The organism is Actinospineispora acaciae DSM 45401 (assembly GCF_000620785.1).
Lineage (GTDB): Bacteria > Actinomycetota > Actinomycetes > Mycobacteriales > Pseudonocardiaceae > Pseudonocardia > Pseudonocardia acaciae.
On the sequence record NZ_JIAI01000002.1, the window covers coordinates 943,215 to 957,674 of the forward strand.

Genomic DNA, 14,460 nt, shown 5'->3' on the forward strand with positions numbered 1-14,460 from the left:
GTTCTGGCTAGGCTGTCCGGGTGGTGGACGCGAACAAGCCCGTGTTGATCCTGGTGGGGCCGCCGGGCTCCGGGAAGAGCACGGTGGGTCGGCGGGTGGCGCACCGGCTGGCGTGCGGTTTCAAGGACTTCGACGACGACCTGCAGGAAGCCCACGGGCTGGCCGCCGGTGAGCTGGTGGTCGAGCTGGGTCGGGAGCGGTTCCAGGAGCTCGAGGTGGAGCTGCTGCGCACCGTGCTGACCGAGTTCGACGGCGTGCTGGCGCTGGGCGGTGGCACCCCCACCGCGCCGGGCGCCGCCGAGCTGCTGGCCGGGCACCGGGTGGTGTTCCTCGACGTCGACCTGGAGAACCTGCTCAAGCGCGAGGGCCTGGTTCCGCTGCACCCGTGGCTGCTGCCGAACCCCCGCGCGCACCTGCGCCAGCTGCTCACCGAGCGCCGGCCGGTGTACGAGTCCGTCGCCACCGCCACCGTGCCCACCAGCGGCCGCGACCCACAGGACGTGGTGGACGACGTGCTGCGGGCGCTGTCCGTGGCCGGCCACCCGATCGCGCCATGATTGCCACCGAACCCGCCCGGATCCAGGTCAACGCCGAAAGCCCGTACCAGGTCGTCATCGGGCGCGGCATCCCCGACGGCGAGCTGCTGGCCGCGCTGCCCGGCGCCGCCCGCGCCGTGATCGTGCACCAGCCCCCGCTGGCCGAGCGCGCCGAGGAGCTGCGCGCCCGGCTGGCCGAGGCCGGCCTGGACGCGCACCGCGCCGAGGTGCCGGACGCGGAGGAGGGCAAGACGCTCGGCGTCACCGGGTTCTGCTGGGAGGTGTGCGGCCAGGTCGGGTTGTCGCGGCGGGACGCGGTGATCGGGCTCGGCGGCGGCGCGGTGACCGACCTGGCCGGGTTCGTCGCGGCCACCTGGATGCGCGGCATCAGGGTGGTGCACGTGCCGACCACGCTGCTGGCCATGGTGGACGCCGCGGTCGGCGGCAAGACCGGCATCAACACCGGCGCCGGCAAGAACCTGGTGGGTGCGTTCCACGAGCCGGCCGCCGTGCTCGTCGACCTGGACACGCTGCGCACGCTGCCGCCGCACGAGCTGCGCCCGGGCATGGCCGAGGTGGTCAAGGCCGGTTTCATCGCCGACCCCGCGATCCTGGAGCTGGTCGAGGCCGACCCGGAGCGCGCCCTGGACCCGGCCGGCGACGCGCTGCCCGAGCTGGTCCGCCGCTCCATCCAGGTCAAGGCCGACGTGGTGTCGGCCGACCTGCGCGAGTCCAGCCTGCGCGAGATCCTCAACTACGGGCACACCCTCGGCCACGCCATCGAGCGCCGCGAGGACTACCGCTGGCGCCACGGCGACGCGGTGAGCGTCGGGCTGGTGTTCGCCGCCGAGCTGGCCCGCGCCGCCGGCCGCCTGGACGACGCCACCGCCGACCGGCACCGCACCGTGCTGCGCGCCCTCGGGCTGCCGGTCGGCTACCGGCCCGACGCGCTGCCCGAGCTGGTGGACAGCATGGCCCTGGACAAGAAGGCAAAGGCCGGGATGCTCCGGTTCGTGGTGCTCGACGGCCTGGCCAAGCCGGGCCGGCTGGAGGGACCCGACCCCGAGCTGCTGGCCGCCGCGTACGCCGCAACCTGTGGAGAGGACTGATGAACGGCCCGATGATCGGGCGCGCGCTCGTGCTCAACGGCCCCAACCTCGGCCGCCTGGGCACCCGCGAGCCGGATGTCTACGGCAAGACCACCTATGACGACCTGGCCGAGATGTGCCGGCGGGTGGGGAACGACCTGGACCTGGCCGTCGCGGTCCGGCAGACCGACGACGAGTTCGAGATGCTCCAGTGGCTGCACGAGGCCGCCGACTCGGGCACGGCGGTGGTGCTCAACGCGGGGGCGTGGACGCACTACTCGATCGCCGTGCGCGACGCCTGCTCCATGCTCACCGGCCCGCTCATCGAGGTGCACATCAGCAACGTGCACGCCCGCGAGCAGTTCCGCCGGCACAGCGTGATCAGCGACGTGGCCACCGGCGTGATCCTCGGCCTGGGCGTACGCGGCTACGCGCTGGCGCTGCGCTGGATCGCCGAGCACTACCACGCGACCACCGCCCAGGCCTGAACACGGCCTAGCCGAACATCGACCGGAACTCGTCCAGCGTGCTGGCCCGGAACACCATGTTGGTCCGGCGCACCTCGGACAGCGCCGCCCTGGGCTCCGCGGAGTACAGGTGCCCGGGGTGCACGATCGGGTCGCCGGTGAGCTCGGCCAGCCGGCGCAGGCTGGTGTACATCGCGTCCGGGTCACCGCCCGGGAAGTCGGTGCGCCCGCAGCCCTGCAGGAACAGGGTGTCACCGGCCACCAGCTTGCCGTCCACCAGGAAGCACTGGCTGCCCGGGGTGTGGCCGGGGGTGTGCAGCAGCCGGATCGGCAGCTCACCGACGCGGATCTCCTCGTCGTTGTCGTGCTCGGTGAGGTCGGAGGCGGACACCCCGGTGGAGCGGCGCACCCACTCGGCCTCCTCGCGGTTGACGTGCACCGGCACCGGCTGCTTGCCGAGCAGCTCGGCCAGCCCGGACAGCGGGTGACCCATCAGGTCGCCGCCGACGTGGTCCGGGTGGTGGTGGGTGACCAGCACGCCGGCCAGCGTCATGTCGTCGGCGGCGAGCGTGTCGAGCAGCTCCTCCGGCGCGTACGCCGGGTCGACGACCACCGCCTGCCGGGTGTCCTCGTCGCCGATCAGGTAGGAGAAGTTGACCATCTGGGTGGCGACCGGGTCGCCCACCGCGAAGTCCCGCCCGGACAGCAGTTGCCGGAAGTACACGCCCATGCGCCTCAGCTTAGGGTCGGCCGCCCGTACGCCGCGCGCACCTCCGGGGTGTAGAACTCGTCCCACCCGGGCGCCCGCGGCGCCTCGCCGAGGGCGTGCGCCAGCCGGTCCAGGTACCAGTGCCAGCCGGGGCCGGCGTCGGCGGCCTGGTCGGCCCCGAACAGCGACTGGACGAACAGCAGGCTGCTCCCGGTCTCGGTGGCCGACAGCTCGAGCTCGATCCGCCACGGCCCGTCCGGCGACGGGAAGTCCACCGCGAGCAGCCGTGGCGGGTCGCAGGCCACGATCGTCACGTCCTCGGGCTCCATCGGCTCGGGCTCGTGCAGGAGCTGGAACTTCACCGTGCCACCCACCCTGGGCTCGCCGCTCCAGGTCCCGACCCACCGGGCCAGCCGATCCGGCTCGGTGACCGCCGACCACAGGTCCTCGACCGGCACCGAGTGGTCCCGCCGAAACTCCAGCCGAGTCTGACCGTCCGTACCCACCACCCGCCCGAGCGGGCTGCTTCTCTCGTCCACCACGCATCCTCCCTGGTCAGGACCCGTGAGTGGTTAGAGGTGCCATAGCACCTCTAACCACTCACGGGTGGTGTAGTGCAGTTTTAAGGTACGACTTATATAGGTGTCAACTTAGGATACGGTAGTCTGGGTCGGTGGAGCGGCTGCCGAAGAAGGTGTACGAGCGCGAGCTGTTGCGGCTTCAGGGGCAGTTGGTCGAGCTGCAGGAGTGGGTGCGTGAGAGCGGCGCGCGGTTGGTCGTGGTGTTCGAGGGGCGGGACGCGGCGGGCAAGGGTGGAGCGATCAAGAGGGTCTCGCAGTACCTGAACCCCAGGGTGTGCCGGATCGTGGCGCTGCCGGCGCCGACCGAGCGCGAGCGCACCCAGTGGTACTTCCAGCGCTACATCGAGCACCTGCCGGCGGCCGGCGAGATCGTGCTGTTCGACCGGAGCTGGTACAACCGGGCCGGCGTGGAGCGGGTGATGGGGTTCTGCACGCCCCGGGAGTACACCCGGTTCCTGCAGCAGGCGCCGGTGTTCGAGCGGCTGCTCGTGGAGGACGGCATCCTGCTGCGCAAGTACTGGTTCTCGGTCAGCGACGGCGAGCAGGAGCGGCGGTTCCAGTCGAGGCTGGACGACCCGATGCGGCGGTGGAAGCTCTCCGCGATGGACCTGGAGTCGGTGACCCGGTGGGAGGACTACTCCCGGGCGAAGGACGAGATGTTCTTCCACACCGACATCCCGGAGGCGCCGTGGGCGGTGGTGGAGTCCGAGGACAAGCGCTCCGCGCGGATCAACATGATCGCCCACCTGCTGTCCACCGTGCCGTACCACCACGTCGAGCACCCGAAGCTCACGCTGCCGCCGCGCCCGCCCGGCACCGGCTACCAGCGCCCGCCGCGCGACATGTTCACCTCCGTGCCCGACCACGCCGCGAGCTTGCTGGACTAGGCATATCCGGGCCTAGGCTGGCTGGCATGACTGCCGCCGCGCGCCGGGACGCGCTCCGTGAGCTGGTACGGGCCGCCGAGCTGGACGCCCTGCTGGTCACCGACATCGTCAACGTGCGGTACCTGACCGGGTTCACCGGGTCGAACGCGGCGCTGCTGGTCTCCGCCGAGGGCGACACGAGCACCCGGCTGGCCACGGACGGCCGGTACACCACGCAGGCCGCCGCCGAGGTGCCCGACCTGGAGCGGGTGATCGACCGGGCCTGCGACCGCGCGCTGGTGACCTCGGCGGGGGAGGCGGGGGTGCGCAGGTTGGGGTTCGAGTCGGGGCACCTGACGGTGGACGCGCACGCGGCGCTGGTCGCGGTCGCCTCCAAGGAGACGGAAGGGCTGGAGCTGCGCCGCGCGCCCGGGCTGGTGCAGCGGCTGCGCGCGGTGAAGGACGAGGACGAGATCGACGCGCTGCGCGACGCCTGCGCGTGTGCCGACGCCGCGCTGGCCGACCTGATCGCGGCCGGCGGGCTGCGGCCCGGGCGCACCGAGCGGGAGGTCGCCATCGACCTGGAGCGGCGGATGCGCGAGCACGGCGCGGACGGCCCCTCGTTCGACACCATCATCGCGGCCGGCGCGAACTCCGCGATCCCGCACCACCGTCCCACCGACGCCGTCCTCGCCCAGGGCGACCTGGTCAAGATGGACTTCGGCGCGCTGCGCGGCGGCTACCACTCGGACATGACCCGCACGGTCGTGCTGGGCCCGCCCGCCGACTGGCAGCGCGAGCTGTACGACCTGGTCGCGGCGGCGCAGGCGGCCGGGCGCGAGGCGCTGGCGGTCGGGGCCGAGGTCGCCGGCGTGGACGCCGCCGCGCGCACCGTGATCGCCGACGCCGGCCGGGGCGCGGAGTTCTCCCACGGGCTCGGGCACGGGGTGGGCCTGCAGATCCACGAGGCTCCGGCGCTGTCCGCCACCGGCGCGGGTACCCTGGTTGCCGGCATGACGGTCACCGTCGAACCGGGCGTCTATCTCGCCGGCCGGGGTGGTGTCCGTATCGAAGACACGCTCGTGGTCCGCGCGGACGGTGCCGAGCTGCTCACCCGAACCGGCAAGGAGCTGCTCGCGCTGTAGCGCGCCCGAACTTCTGGAGGAGATGAACCGGTGAGGGCGCGGACGAAGGCCCGCAAGCGCGCGCTGGACATCCTCTTCGAGTCCGAGGCGCGCGGGGCGGACCCCCTGGAAGTGCTCGCCGAGCGGCGCGCCACCGAGGACGCGCCGCCGGTGTCGGACTACGCCGCGCTGCTGGTCGAGGGCGTCACCGGGCAGCGGGAGCGGATCGACCAGCTGCTGGCCGAGCACTCCGAGGGCTGGTCGGTGGCGCGGATGCCGGCGGTGGACCGGGCGCTGCTGCGCATCGCGCTCTACGAGCTGCTCTGGGTCGACGAGATCGACGACCCGGTGGCCATCACCGAGGCGGTGGAGCTGGCCCGCACGCTGTCCACCGACGACTCGCCCCGGTTCGTCAACGGCGTGCTCGGCCGGATCGCCGACCTGGCCGAGCACATCCGCCCCGGCCTGGCACCCCACACGCCGGAGAACTACCCCGTCCCGCCCGCCTGACGGGGCTCCTGCAGCCCGGCGAGCATCTCGTCGCGGTAGTAGGCGAGGTGGGTCCGCCAGACCTCCGACGCCGCGTCGGCGTCCCCCTCGGCAATGTGTTCGATCACTTGACGCACCTCGTTGACGTGGCCTTCGCGGGCCGACGCCGGCATCAGCGCGTGCCTGCGGAGCTCGACCCAGCGGGGGGACTCCGTGTGCTTGAGGGCGTCCTCGAGGGCGTCGGCGAGGATCGGGTTGCGGGCGGCGCGCGCGATCGCCCGGTGGACCGGGAGGTCGCTGTGGTACTGCGCGGTCCGTTCGTACTCGTCGTCGAGCGCCCGGCCGGCGGCGCGTAGCTGCTCCAGGTCCTCCGGGTAGCGCTTCCGCGCGGCCAGCGCGGCGAGCTGTGGCTCGATGGCCAGGCGCGCCTCGAACACCTGGGTCGGCGTGACCTCGACGCCCCAGGTGGCCACCTGCTCGGGCACCGCGATGACGACGGTCCCGCGACCCTGGTGCGACTCGACGACGCCGGCCAGCTCGAGCGCGGCCAGCGCCTCGCGCACCGTGGGGCGGCTGACCTTGAGCTGCCTGGCCAGCTCGCGTTCGGGCGGCAGCCGCTGGTGCTGCTTGACGCTGCCGTGGCGCAGCGCGTTGACGATCTGGTCGGCGGCCTGCGCGGCGGCGCTGCGCACGGCGACGGGAGTGAACACGCCGTCGCTGTCTTCCTGGTCGAGCATGGGAAAAGTATAGAGCACTTGACAGGTGGCCTGGCCAATATTCATGCTCATCTCCATGAATTGGTCAGGCAACCTGTCAAGCCTGGATGCGAACGGTGACGAGGACGGCGCGCTGTACGGCGCGCAGACCCGGCGAGCCCTGGCCAACTTCGCCGTCGGCGGTCCCCGGCTGGCGGACTTCCCCGACCTGGTGCGGGGCCTGGCCCTGGTCAAGATGGCGGCCGCCTCGACGAACGCCCGGCTGGGCGTGCTGGACCGCGAGGTCGCCGGCGCGATCGTCGCGGCGGCGGAGCGGGTGTCGCGGGGCGAGCACCTCGGCGAGTTCGTCGTGCCGGTGGTTCAGGGCGGGGGCGGCACGTCGACGCACATGAACGCGAACGAGGTGCTCGCCGGGCTGGCGTCACGGGAGCTGGCGCGGCGCGGGATCGATCGTCCGGTGCACCCGAACGACCACGTCAACGCGGGTCAGTCGACCAACGACGTGATGCCGACGGCGATCGCGCTGGCGGTGCGAGCGGTCGCGGACCGGGCGGCTCCCGAGCTGTGGCACCTGATCGAGTCGCTGGAGGCGAAGGCGGAGCAGTTCGCCGGCCTGGAGCACCTGGGCCGGACCTGCCTGCGCGACGCCGTCGCGGCACCGGTCTCGGCGGTGCACCGGTCGCACGCCTTCGGTGTCCGCCGGGGCGTCGAGGCGCTGGCCGGCGCGGTGGACAAGCTCCTGGCGGTGCCGCTGGGCGCGACGGCGGTGGGGACGGGTGTGGGCGCCGAGGACGGGTTCGGGCCGGCCGCGGTGGCGGAGCTCGCGCGGCTGTCCGGCTACCCGTTGACCGAGGCGCCGGACCGGTTCTACGCGCTGTCGTCGCTGGAGCCGCTGGTGGGCGTGGCGGAGGCGGTGGACCACTGCGCGCGGGCGGTCGCGCGGGTCGGGGCCGACCTGCGGCTGCTGTCCTCGGGTCCGGTCGGCGGGATCGGGGAGGTGGAGCTGCCGGCGGTCCAGGCGGGCAGCTCGATCATGCCGGGCAAGGTCAACCCGGTGCTGCCCGAGCTGGTCATGCAGATCTCCTTCCAGGTCGCCGGCGAGGCGACCAGCGCGCGCCTGGCCGCCGGGGCCGGAGAGCTCGACGTCTCGGCGATGGCGCCGGTGGTCACCGCCGGCCTGCTCGGCGGGCTGGAACGGCTCGGGGCCGGGGCGCGGCTGTTCGCCGACCGCTGCGTGGCCGGCCTCGGCTGGAACGCCGAGAACGTCCGGGCGAACCTCGCGGGCTCGCTGACCGCCGCGGTCGTGGCGGCCAGGGCCGATGGCTACGACGTTGTTGCCAACCGAGGGCGTGATGCGAACGCCCGCAGATCCCACCTGGAGTAGCGATGTCAGCTCGGAGAATTGCGCTCGTCACAGCCGTGCTCGCCGTGCTCGGCATGCTGGGCGCGGCGGCCTGTGCCGACCCGGGAACCGGGCCGGCGAGCCCCGGTGCGGCCGGCCCGGCCGCGCCGCCCGCCGTGCGAGCCGATCCGAGCGTGGTCGCGCTGGTGCCCGACGACATCAGAACCCGAGGGTCGCTGGTGTTCGCGACCAGCGCCCCGTCGGCGCCGATCGTGTTCTTCAAGGAGGACAACACGACGCTCACCGGCTACACCATCGACCTCGGCAACGCCATCGCCGCCACGATGGGGCTGCGGATGGACTGGCGGAACGTCTCGTTCGACTCGATGCTGCCGGGCCTCGCCGGCGGCAAGTACGACGGCGCGATGACGTCGCTGAGCATCGAGCACGAGCGGCTGCGCAGCGTCGACTTCGTGTCCTACTACCTGTCCGGCGGCGGCTTCCTGATCAAGAAGGGATCCGGCATCGCGATCAACTCGTTCGAGCAGCTCTGCGGGTACCGGGTCGCCGTCAAGAAGGGCGTCAGCCAGCTCGACGCGCTCACCAAGACCAACGAGCACTGTGCCGCCAGTGCCAAGAAGCCGATCGAGATCCTGCAGGTTCCCACCGACAACGCGCTCGCGCTGGCCATGCAGTCGGACCGGGCGGACGTGGGCGTGGCCGACAAGCCCCAGGCCCTCTACATGGCGACCCAGTCGCGGGGGAACCTCTGCGTGGTCTCCACCTACCAGACGCCGCACAGCATCGCGGGCATCGCCGTGCCCAAGGGCTCGCCGCTGCGTCCGGCGCTGCGCGCCGCGGTGAACTCGCTGCTCAGGTCCGGCGCCTACGAACAGGTCTCCAGGGCCTGGGGCACCGGTGCCGCGGACGCGGGGGCCACGCTCTCGGCCGAGTACCAGCAGGTCGCGGCGCCGTGGGGGGTCGGACCGGACGGCGTCGTCATCGAGTCGAAGATCTTCACCGATCCGGCCGCGATCCCGCCCGGCCACTCGCGCTACTACTACCAGTCGGTTCGCCAGGGATGTGCGTGAGCGATGGGACACGTTGAGCAGAGCCTGCGTTCGGATCCGCGTGACCTGAGCATTCGGGCGGTCCCGCTGCGGCGGCCCTGGCGGCGGCTGGCCGCGTGCGTGCTCGCGGTGCTGATCGCGTCGGGCCTGTGGTCGGTGGTGACGAACCGCAGGTTCGGGTGGGACGTGGTCGGCGAGTGGCTGACCGCGCGGACCATCATGCGCGGGCTGTTGGTGACCCTCGAGCTGACGGCGATGGCGATGGCGGCCGGCATCGCGCTCGGCGTGGTGCTGGCGATCATGCGGGGCTCGCGCAACCGGCTGCTCTCGGGGTTCTCCGCCGGGTTCATCTGGTTCTTCCGGGGCACCCCGTTGCTGGTCCAGCTGCTGTTCTGGTTCAACCTCAGCGCCGTGTACCCCCGGATCGGGATCGGTGTCCCGTTCGGCGGCCCCGACTTTGTCTCGGTGAACGCCAACGACGTCATCACCCCGATGATGGCCGCGTTCCTGGGCCTGGCCCTGCACGAGGCCGCCTACATGGCCGAGATCGTCCGGGCCGGCATCCTCTCGGTGCCCCGGGGCCAGGTGCAGGCGGCCACCGCGCTGGGCATGTCCGGCCTGCAGACGATGTGGAAGATCGTGCTCCCGCAGGCCATGCGCGTGATCGTGCCGCCCACCGGGAACCAGACGATCTCGATGCTGAAGACCACGTCGCTGGTCAGCGTGCTGGCGATCCCCGACCTGCTCTACAGCGCGCAGATCGTCTACGCGCGCACGTTCCAGACGATCCCGCTGCTGATCGTCGCGACGATCATCTACCTGGTCGTGGTGTCGCTGCTGACGGTCGTCCAGTCACGGATCGAACGGAAGTTCTCACCCGACGGCGACTCCGTGCGCCCCCGGCCGAGCGTGGTGGCGCCGTGAACGGGGCCGAGGTGCTGGTCCGGGCCGAGCAGGTGCGGATGAGCTACCAGCGCCACGAGGTGCTCAAGGGGATCGACCTGGAGGTGCATCGCGGCGAGGTGATGTGCATGGTCGGGCCCTCCGGGTCGGGCAAGAGCACGTTCCTGCGGTGCGTGAACCACCTCGAACGGATCCAGCACGGCCGGATCTGGGTCGACGGCACGCTGGTCGGCTACCGGCAGCACGGCGACACGCTGCACGAGCTGCCCGAACGCGAGCAGTGCGCGCAGCGGGCGGAGATCGGGATGGTGTTCCAGGAGTTCAACCTGTTCGGGCACTACACCGCGGTGGAGAACGTCATGGCCGCGCCGATGCTGGTCCGGCGTGAGTCGAGGGAGGCGGCGCACGCCAACGCGGTCCGGTTGCTGCGCCGCGTCGGGCTCGGGGACAAGGTCGACGCCTACCCGCGCTGGCTGTCCGGGGGCCAGCAGCAGCGGGTGGCCATCGCCAGGGCGCTGGCGATGCGGCCCAAGCTCATGCTGTTCGACGAGCCCACCTCGGCGCTCGATCCCGAGCTGGTCGGCGAGGTCCTCGACGTGATCAGGGACCTGGCCAAGGACGGGCTCACGATGATCATCGTCACGCACGAGATCGGCTTCGCGCGCGAGGTCGGTGACTCGCTGGTGTTCGTGGACGACGGCGTGGTGGTCGAGGCCGGCCCGCCGGCGCAGGTCATCGGCTCGCCGCGACACCAGCGAACGCAAGCATTCCTTTCCAAGGTCATCTGAGGAGTCCATCGGTGCGGAACACGAACAGCTACGACATCGCGGTGCTCGGCCTGGGTGCGGTCGGGTCCATGGCCGCATGGCGGGCGGCGGCCAGGGGCGCCAGGGTCATCGGGTTCGAACGCTACGACATCGCTCACGCCCACGGCTCGTCGCACGGCGGGTCCCGGATCTTCCGGCAGACCCTGTTCGAGGGCACGGAGTACGTGCCGTTGGTCAACCGCGCTCGGCCGCTGTGGAACCGGCTGGAGCGGGAGTCGGGCGCCGCGCTGTTCCAGGTCTCGGGCGGGCTGTGCATCGGGCCGGAGGACAGCGCGCTGATCGCCAACGCGCTGGCCTCCGCGCGCATCGGCGGGTTCGAGCACGAGCTGTTGGAACCAGACGAGCTGGCCGGGCGGTTCCCCCAGCACGCCGCGATCCCGGAGGACTTCGCGGTGTTCGAGCCGGGCGCCGGGGTGCTCGACCCGGAGGCGTGCATCCGGGCGGCGGTGCGGCTGGCCACCGGGCACGGCGCCGAGATCGCGCCGCGCACCGAGGTGACCGCGATCGAGCACGACGAGTCGGGGGTCAGCATCCGGACCGGCGCGGACAGCTTCCGGGCCCGGCGCGCGATCGTCGCCACCGGCGCCTGGTTCACCGACCTGCTTCCCGACCTCGCGTTGCCGTTGAAGGTGCAGCGCTCGCCGCTGGTCTGGTTCACCGGCGCGGACCGGCCGGCCTATCGCCCCGAGCGGTTCCCGGTGTTCATCCGGCGCAGCGGCGAGCTGGACGGCTGGGGCATCCCGGACGTCGACGGCAACGGGGTGAAGATCGGGGCCGGGCCGTCCGCGCCGAAGCCGTGGCTTCAACGCCCGGAGGACAACGGCTATCCGATCGACGAACGCGACACCGACCCGGTGGAGAAGTTCTGCGCGGCGGCGTTCCCCGGGCTCAACCCGGTGGCGGCCTCGGCGGCGCCGTGCATGAACTCCCGCACCACCGACCGCGACTTCGTGCTCGGCGTGACCCGGCGCGCGCCGTCGCTGGTGCTCGCCGGCGGGTTCTCCGGGCACGGGTTCAAGCACGCGAGCGCGAGCGCGGACGTCTGCGTGGACCTCGCGCTGGACGGCGCCAGCGACGTGCCGCTGAGCCGGTTCTCGCCGGACCGGTTCTCGTCCGGCCAGGGGGAGGGGCAGTAGTGGAGTACCGCACGCTCGGCCGCACCGCGCTGCGGGTCAGCCCGATCGGGTTGGGCACCATGAACTTCGGGCCGGTCACGCCCGAGGACGAGGCCCGTGCGCTGCTGAGCGCGGCGCACGACGCCGGGGTCAACCTCATCGACACCGCCGACGTCTACGGCGCGGACGCCAACCGCGTCGTGGGCGACGTGTCCGAGCGCAAGGGCCTCACCGAGCGGATCATCGGCGGCTGGCTCGCCGAGGACCCGGGCCGCCGCGACGACGTCGTCCTGGTCACCAAGGCGTACGGCCGAACCGGCCCCGGCCCGAATGACATGTACCTCTCGGCCAAACACCTGCACAGCGCGTGCGAGGCCTCCCTGCGGCGGCTGCGGACCGACCACATCGACGTGTTCATGCTCCACCACGTCGATCGCGCGGCACCGTGGGACGAGATCTGGGAGGTTCTCGACGACCTGCGCCGGCAGGGAAAGATCCGCTACGCGGCGACGAGCAACTTCGCCGGCTGGCAGCTCGTCCAGGGGCAGGAGGCCGCGATCCGGCGCGGCCTGCTCGGCATCGTCGCCGAGGAGTCGATCTACAACCTGATGGAGCGGACGGTCGAGCTGGAGCTGCTGCCGGCCTGCGCGGCCTACGGCATCGGTGTTCTCCCGTACAGCCCGCTGAACTCCGGCCTGCTGGCCGGCATCCTGGCCAAGGCTCAGTCCGCGCAACGCAGCGCCAGCGCACGCGCCGTGGACGGCCTGGCCCGCCACCGCGACGGCCTCGGCGAGTACGAGAAGCTCTGCCGGGAGCTCGGCGCCGACCCGGCGGTCGTGGCGCAGGCATGGCTGCTCACCCGGCCCTCGGTGACCGCGCCGATCGTCGGCGCGCGCACCATGCGCCACCTCACCGACGGCATCGCGGCCGCCGAACTCGCGCTCACCGCTCCGGAGCTGGCCCGGCTCGACGAGATCTTCCCGGGCCCGGGCCCTGCGCCGGAGGCGTACGCCTGGTAGCCCGGTGGGCGGCCACCCGGTGCCGGGTGCCGCACGCCGCGGCCGAGCACCAGCGCCGGGGCCGGGGGCCGGTGTCCAGGAACAGCTTGCGGCAGTCCGGCGCGTCACAGCGGCGGACCCGGCCGATCAGCTCGCCCCCGACCAGGTCCATGCCGTCCCGCACGATCACGCTGAGCAGCGGGCTCAGCTCGGCCGGCCGGCTCCACTCGACGACCGCGCCGACCCTGCCGGCCGTGACGCTCGGCGACGGCGGTGCGACCGAGGCCACCCGGTTGAGCAGCGCGACATCGCCGCCGGGCGGAGCGCCGTCGACCTGGGCGGCGATGAGCCCGTACAGCGCCTCCCGGACCTCACGCGCCGCGGCCAGGTCACCGTCCGTGGGCGCCAGCCGCTGCGCCGGCAGGCCCGCCTCCAGCAGCCAGCGGCGCAGCGCGGCCGGATCGGTGAGCCGCTCGACGTGCTCGGCCGGCCGGTGACCGACGGTGCCCAGGAAGTCGAGGCTGAGCCGGCCGGCGGTGAACAGCCAGCCCGAGAGGTCTGCCTTGCGCGGGGCCATGCTCGCAATGTAACACTTTAAAGCGTTACATCAGTCGTGAAGGGACCCGATCATGCCGATCGAGCACATGGCCGACGAGTACGGCCGGGACGCGCGCAACCGCCTCGCCGATGCCGCCGACCCCTCGCCGGACGGGGCCGGGGCCGCGCTGGAGTCGTTCTACTACGCGCTGAACAACCGCGACGCCGACGCACTCGCCCAGGTCTGGTCCAACCACCCGTTGGCCCAGCTCAACAACCCCGTGGGCGGCATCCTGCGCGGCGGTGACGCCGTCACCGGGCTGTACCGGAAGATCTTCACCGGGCCGGTGCGGTTGTGGGTGCGGTTCGCCGACATCGTGGCGTACACCGGCGGCGAGCACGCCGTCTTCGCCGGCCGGGAGACCGGTGAGTACACCGACCCGGCCGGCGTGGCCGCGCCCGTGGCAATCCGGACCTCCCGGTACTTCCGCTACGAAGACGGCCGCTGGCGCCAGTACCACCATCACGGCAGCATCGACGATCCTCAGATGCTGGCTGCGTACCAGCTCGCGATCAGTCCTCCCTGATCGGACGGGCCTCTGGAGGGAGCACGCCCCAGTCGACGAGCTGCTCGGTGAGCTCGCCCGGGGACATGTCGTAGATGATGGCCAGTGACCGTAGGTCTTCGGTGCGGATGGACAACACCTTGCCGTTGTAGTCCCCGCGCTGGCTCTGGATCGCCGCCGCGTAGCGCGCCAGCGGGCCGACCTTGTCCGCGGGCAGCTGCTGCAGCCGCTCCAGGTTGATCACGATCTTGGTGGCCGGCTCGGCGCCCGACGGGACACGGCCCTCGGGCAGCAGTTCGGCGACCGGCACCCCGTAGAAGTCGGCCAGCTCGGCCAGCTTCTGCACGGTGACCGCTCGGTCGCCGCGCTCGTAGGACCCGACGACCACGGCCTTCCAGCGGCCGCCAGACTTCTGCTCGACGCCGTGCAGCGACAGGCCTTGCTGCTGCCGAATGGCACGGAGCTTGGAGCCCAGTGCCTTGGCGTAGTCGCCCATGTGGCGAATCTCCGTTTCAGATTGCCCCGG

General features: G+C 72.2%; 18 protein-coding genes. 13 read left to right on the plus strand and 5 right to left on the minus strand.

The window, feature by feature from the left end:
- Nucleotides 1-20: 20 nt before the first annotated feature.
- Genes N912_RS0114100 through aroQ form a run of 3 tightly spaced genes read left to right on the plus strand, consistent with a single transcriptional unit; the run spans nt 21 to nt 2,112 of the window.
- The gene (locus tag N912_RS0114100; RefSeq protein ID WP_051580157.1) at nt 21-557 is read left to right on the plus strand and encodes a shikimate kinase; all 537 of its coding nucleotides are present in this window, start codon (nt 21-23) and stop codon (nt 555-557) included.
- On the plus strand, nt 554-1,645 hold the full coding sequence (aroB, locus tag N912_RS0114105) for a 3-dehydroquinate synthase (protein ID WP_028922940.1): 1,092 nt from the start codon (nt 554-556) through the stop codon (nt 1,643-1,645). The genes N912_RS0114100 and aroB overlap by 4 nt, the downstream gene beginning before the upstream one ends.
- The gene (gene aroQ / locus N912_RS0114110; protein ID WP_245645275.1) at nt 1,645-2,112 is read left to right on the plus strand and encodes a type II 3-dehydroquinate dehydratase; all 468 of its coding nucleotides are present in this window, start codon (nt 1,645-1,647) and stop codon (nt 2,110-2,112) included. The genes aroB and aroQ overlap by 1 nt, the downstream gene beginning before the upstream one ends.
- A gap of 7 nt (nt 2,113-2,119) precedes the next feature.
- On the opposite strand, the gene N912_RS0114115 is transcribed toward aroQ, so the two are convergent.
- Together N912_RS0114115 and N912_RS0114120 are read right to left on the minus strand one after the other, a co-directional pair.
- The gene (locus tag N912_RS0114115) at nt 2,120-2,821 is read right to left on the minus strand and encodes an MBL fold metallo-hydrolase (RefSeq protein WP_037064368.1); all 702 of its coding nucleotides are present in this window, start codon (nt 2,819-2,821) and stop codon (nt 2,120-2,122) included.
- Nucleotides 2,822-2,826: 5 nt separating this feature from the next.
- Entirely contained in the window at nt 2,827-3,339 is a 513-nt protein-coding gene (locus tag N912_RS0114120) for an SRPBCC family protein (RefSeq protein WP_245645276.1), read from the minus strand.
- 134 nt (nt 3,340-3,473) lie between these two features.
- Here N912_RS0114120 and ppk2 point away from each other — a divergent pair, with 134 nt between their 5' ends.
- From ppk2 to nusB, 3 genes are read left to right on the plus strand one after another with little or no spacing between them, the layout of a single operon-like run.
- Entirely contained in the window at nt 3,474-4,268 is a 795-nt protein-coding gene (gene ppk2, locus N912_RS0114125) for a polyphosphate kinase 2 (protein WP_037064370.1), read from the plus strand.
- 26 nt (nt 4,269-4,294) lie between these two features.
- Entirely contained in the window at nt 4,295-5,392 is a 1,098-nt protein-coding gene (locus tag N912_RS0114130) for a M24 family metallopeptidase (protein ID WP_028922945.1), read from the plus strand.
- Nucleotides 5,393-5,422: 30 nt separating this feature from the next.
- Nucleotides 5,423-5,881 carry a transcription antitermination factor NusB gene (nusB, locus tag N912_RS51800; RefSeq protein WP_051580159.1) on the plus strand — a complete coding sequence of 153 codons (459 nt, stop codon included), beginning with the start codon at nt 5,423-5,425 and terminating at the stop codon, nt 5,879-5,881.
- Here the strand turns inward: nusB and N912_RS0114140 are convergent.
- Nucleotides 5,860-6,597 carry a FadR/GntR family transcriptional regulator gene (locus N912_RS0114140; protein WP_028922946.1) on the minus strand — a complete coding sequence of 246 codons (738 nt, stop codon included), beginning with the start codon at nt 6,595-6,597 and terminating at the stop codon, nt 5,860-5,862. The genes nusB and N912_RS0114140 overlap by 22 nt on opposite strands.
- A gap of 55 nt (nt 6,598-6,652) precedes the next feature.
- On the opposite strand from N912_RS0114140, the gene N912_RS51805 reads away from it, so the two are divergent.
- Genes N912_RS51805 through N912_RS0114170 form a run of 6 tightly spaced genes read left to right on the plus strand, consistent with a single transcriptional unit; the run spans nt 6,653 to nt 12,852 of the window.
- Nucleotides 6,653-7,960, plus strand: a complete 1,308-nt coding sequence (locus N912_RS51805) for a lyase family protein (protein ID WP_064745293.1) — start codon at nt 6,653-6,655, stop codon at nt 7,958-7,960.
- A 2-nt stretch (nt 7,961-7,962) separates the two neighbouring features.
- Nucleotides 7,963-9,009, plus strand: a complete 1,047-nt coding sequence (locus N912_RS0114150; protein ID WP_156993551.1) for an ABC transporter substrate-binding protein — start codon at nt 7,963-7,965, stop codon at nt 9,007-9,009.
- A gap of 3 nt (nt 9,010-9,012) precedes the next feature.
- Nucleotides 9,013-9,912, plus strand: coding sequence for an amino acid ABC transporter permease (locus N912_RS51810; protein WP_051580161.1), 900 nt, complete (start codon nt 9,013-9,015; stop codon nt 9,910-9,912).
- A 38-nt stretch (nt 9,913-9,950) separates the two neighbouring features.
- Complete coding sequence (locus tag N912_RS0114160) at nt 9,951-10,679, plus strand: amino acid ABC transporter ATP-binding protein (RefSeq protein WP_084210935.1); 729 nt, start codon at nt 9,951-9,953, stop codon at nt 10,677-10,679.
- A gap of 11 nt (nt 10,680-10,690) precedes the next feature.
- Nucleotides 10,691-11,854, plus strand: coding sequence for an N-methyl-L-tryptophan oxidase (solA, locus tag N912_RS0114165; protein ID WP_028922949.1), 1,164 nt, complete (start codon nt 10,691-10,693; stop codon nt 11,852-11,854).
- Nucleotides 11,854-12,852 carry an aldo/keto reductase gene (locus N912_RS0114170; protein ID WP_028922950.1) on the plus strand — a complete coding sequence of 333 codons (999 nt, stop codon included), beginning with the start codon at nt 11,854-11,856 and terminating at the stop codon, nt 12,850-12,852. Before solA ends, N912_RS0114170 begins: the two co-directional genes overlap by 1 nt.
- Here N912_RS0114170 and N912_RS60305 read toward each other — a convergent pair.
- Nucleotides 12,776-13,408, minus strand: a complete 633-nt coding sequence (locus tag N912_RS60305; protein WP_051580162.1) for a CGNR zinc finger domain-containing protein — start codon at nt 13,406-13,408, stop codon at nt 12,776-12,778. The genes N912_RS0114170 and N912_RS60305 overlap by 77 nt on opposite strands.
- 52 nt (nt 13,409-13,460) lie before the next feature.
- Here N912_RS60305 and N912_RS0114180 point away from each other — a divergent pair, with 52 nt between their 5' ends.
- Nucleotides 13,461-13,955 carry a YybH family protein gene (locus N912_RS0114180; protein WP_028922951.1) on the plus strand — a complete coding sequence of 165 codons (495 nt, stop codon included), beginning with the start codon at nt 13,461-13,463 and terminating at the stop codon, nt 13,953-13,955.
- Here N912_RS0114180 and bldD read toward each other — a convergent pair.
- Nucleotides 13,942-14,430, minus strand: a complete 489-nt coding sequence (bldD, locus tag N912_RS0114185; protein WP_028922952.1) for a transcriptional regulator BldD — start codon at nt 14,428-14,430, stop codon at nt 13,942-13,944. The two genes, N912_RS0114180 and bldD, sit on opposite strands and share 14 nt — an antisense overlap.
- Nucleotides 14,431-14,460: the final 30 nt, after the last annotated feature.

Bases quoted from the DNA above. Each gene is read 5' to 3' on its own strand.
- aroB (WP_028922940.1), top strand. From the start codon at position 554: ATGATTGCCACCGAACCCGCCCGGATCCAGGTCAACGCCGAAAGCCCG.
- aroQ (WP_245645275.1), top strand. From the start codon at position 1,645: ATGAACGGCCCGATGATCGGGCGCGCGCTCGTGCTCAACGGCCCCAAC.
- N912_RS0114115 (WP_037064368.1), bottom strand. From the start codon at position 2,821: ATGGGCGTGTACTTCCGGCAACTGCTGTCCGGGCGGGACTTCGCGGTG.
- N912_RS0114130 (WP_028922945.1), top strand. From the start codon at position 4,295: ATGACTGCCGCCGCGCGCCGGGACGCGCTCCGTGAGCTGGTACGGGCC.
- N912_RS0114140 (WP_028922946.1), bottom strand. From the start codon at position 6,597: ATGCTCGACCAGGAAGACAGCGACGGCGTGTTCACTCCCGTCGCCGTG.
- N912_RS51805 (WP_064745293.1), top strand. From the start codon at position 6,653: ATGAATTGGTCAGGCAACCTGTCAAGCCTGGATGCGAACGGTGACGAG.
- N912_RS0114150 (WP_156993551.1), top strand. From the start codon at position 7,963: ATGTCAGCTCGGAGAATTGCGCTCGTCACAGCCGTGCTCGCCGTGCTC.
- N912_RS51810 (WP_051580161.1), top strand. From the start codon at position 9,013: ATGGGACACGTTGAGCAGAGCCTGCGTTCGGATCCGCGTGACCTGAGC.
- N912_RS0114160 (WP_084210935.1), top strand. From the start codon at position 9,951: ATGAGCTACCAGCGCCACGAGGTGCTCAAGGGGATCGACCTGGAGGTG.
- N912_RS60305 (WP_051580162.1), bottom strand. From the start codon at position 13,408: ATGGCCCCGCGCAAGGCAGACCTCTCGGGCTGGCTGTTCACCGCCGGC.
- N912_RS0114180 (WP_028922951.1), top strand. From the start codon at position 13,461: ATGCCGATCGAGCACATGGCCGACGAGTACGGCCGGGACGCGCGCAAC.
- bldD (WP_028922952.1), bottom strand. From the start codon at position 14,430: ATGGGCGACTACGCCAAGGCACTGGGCTCCAAGCTCCGTGCCATTCGG.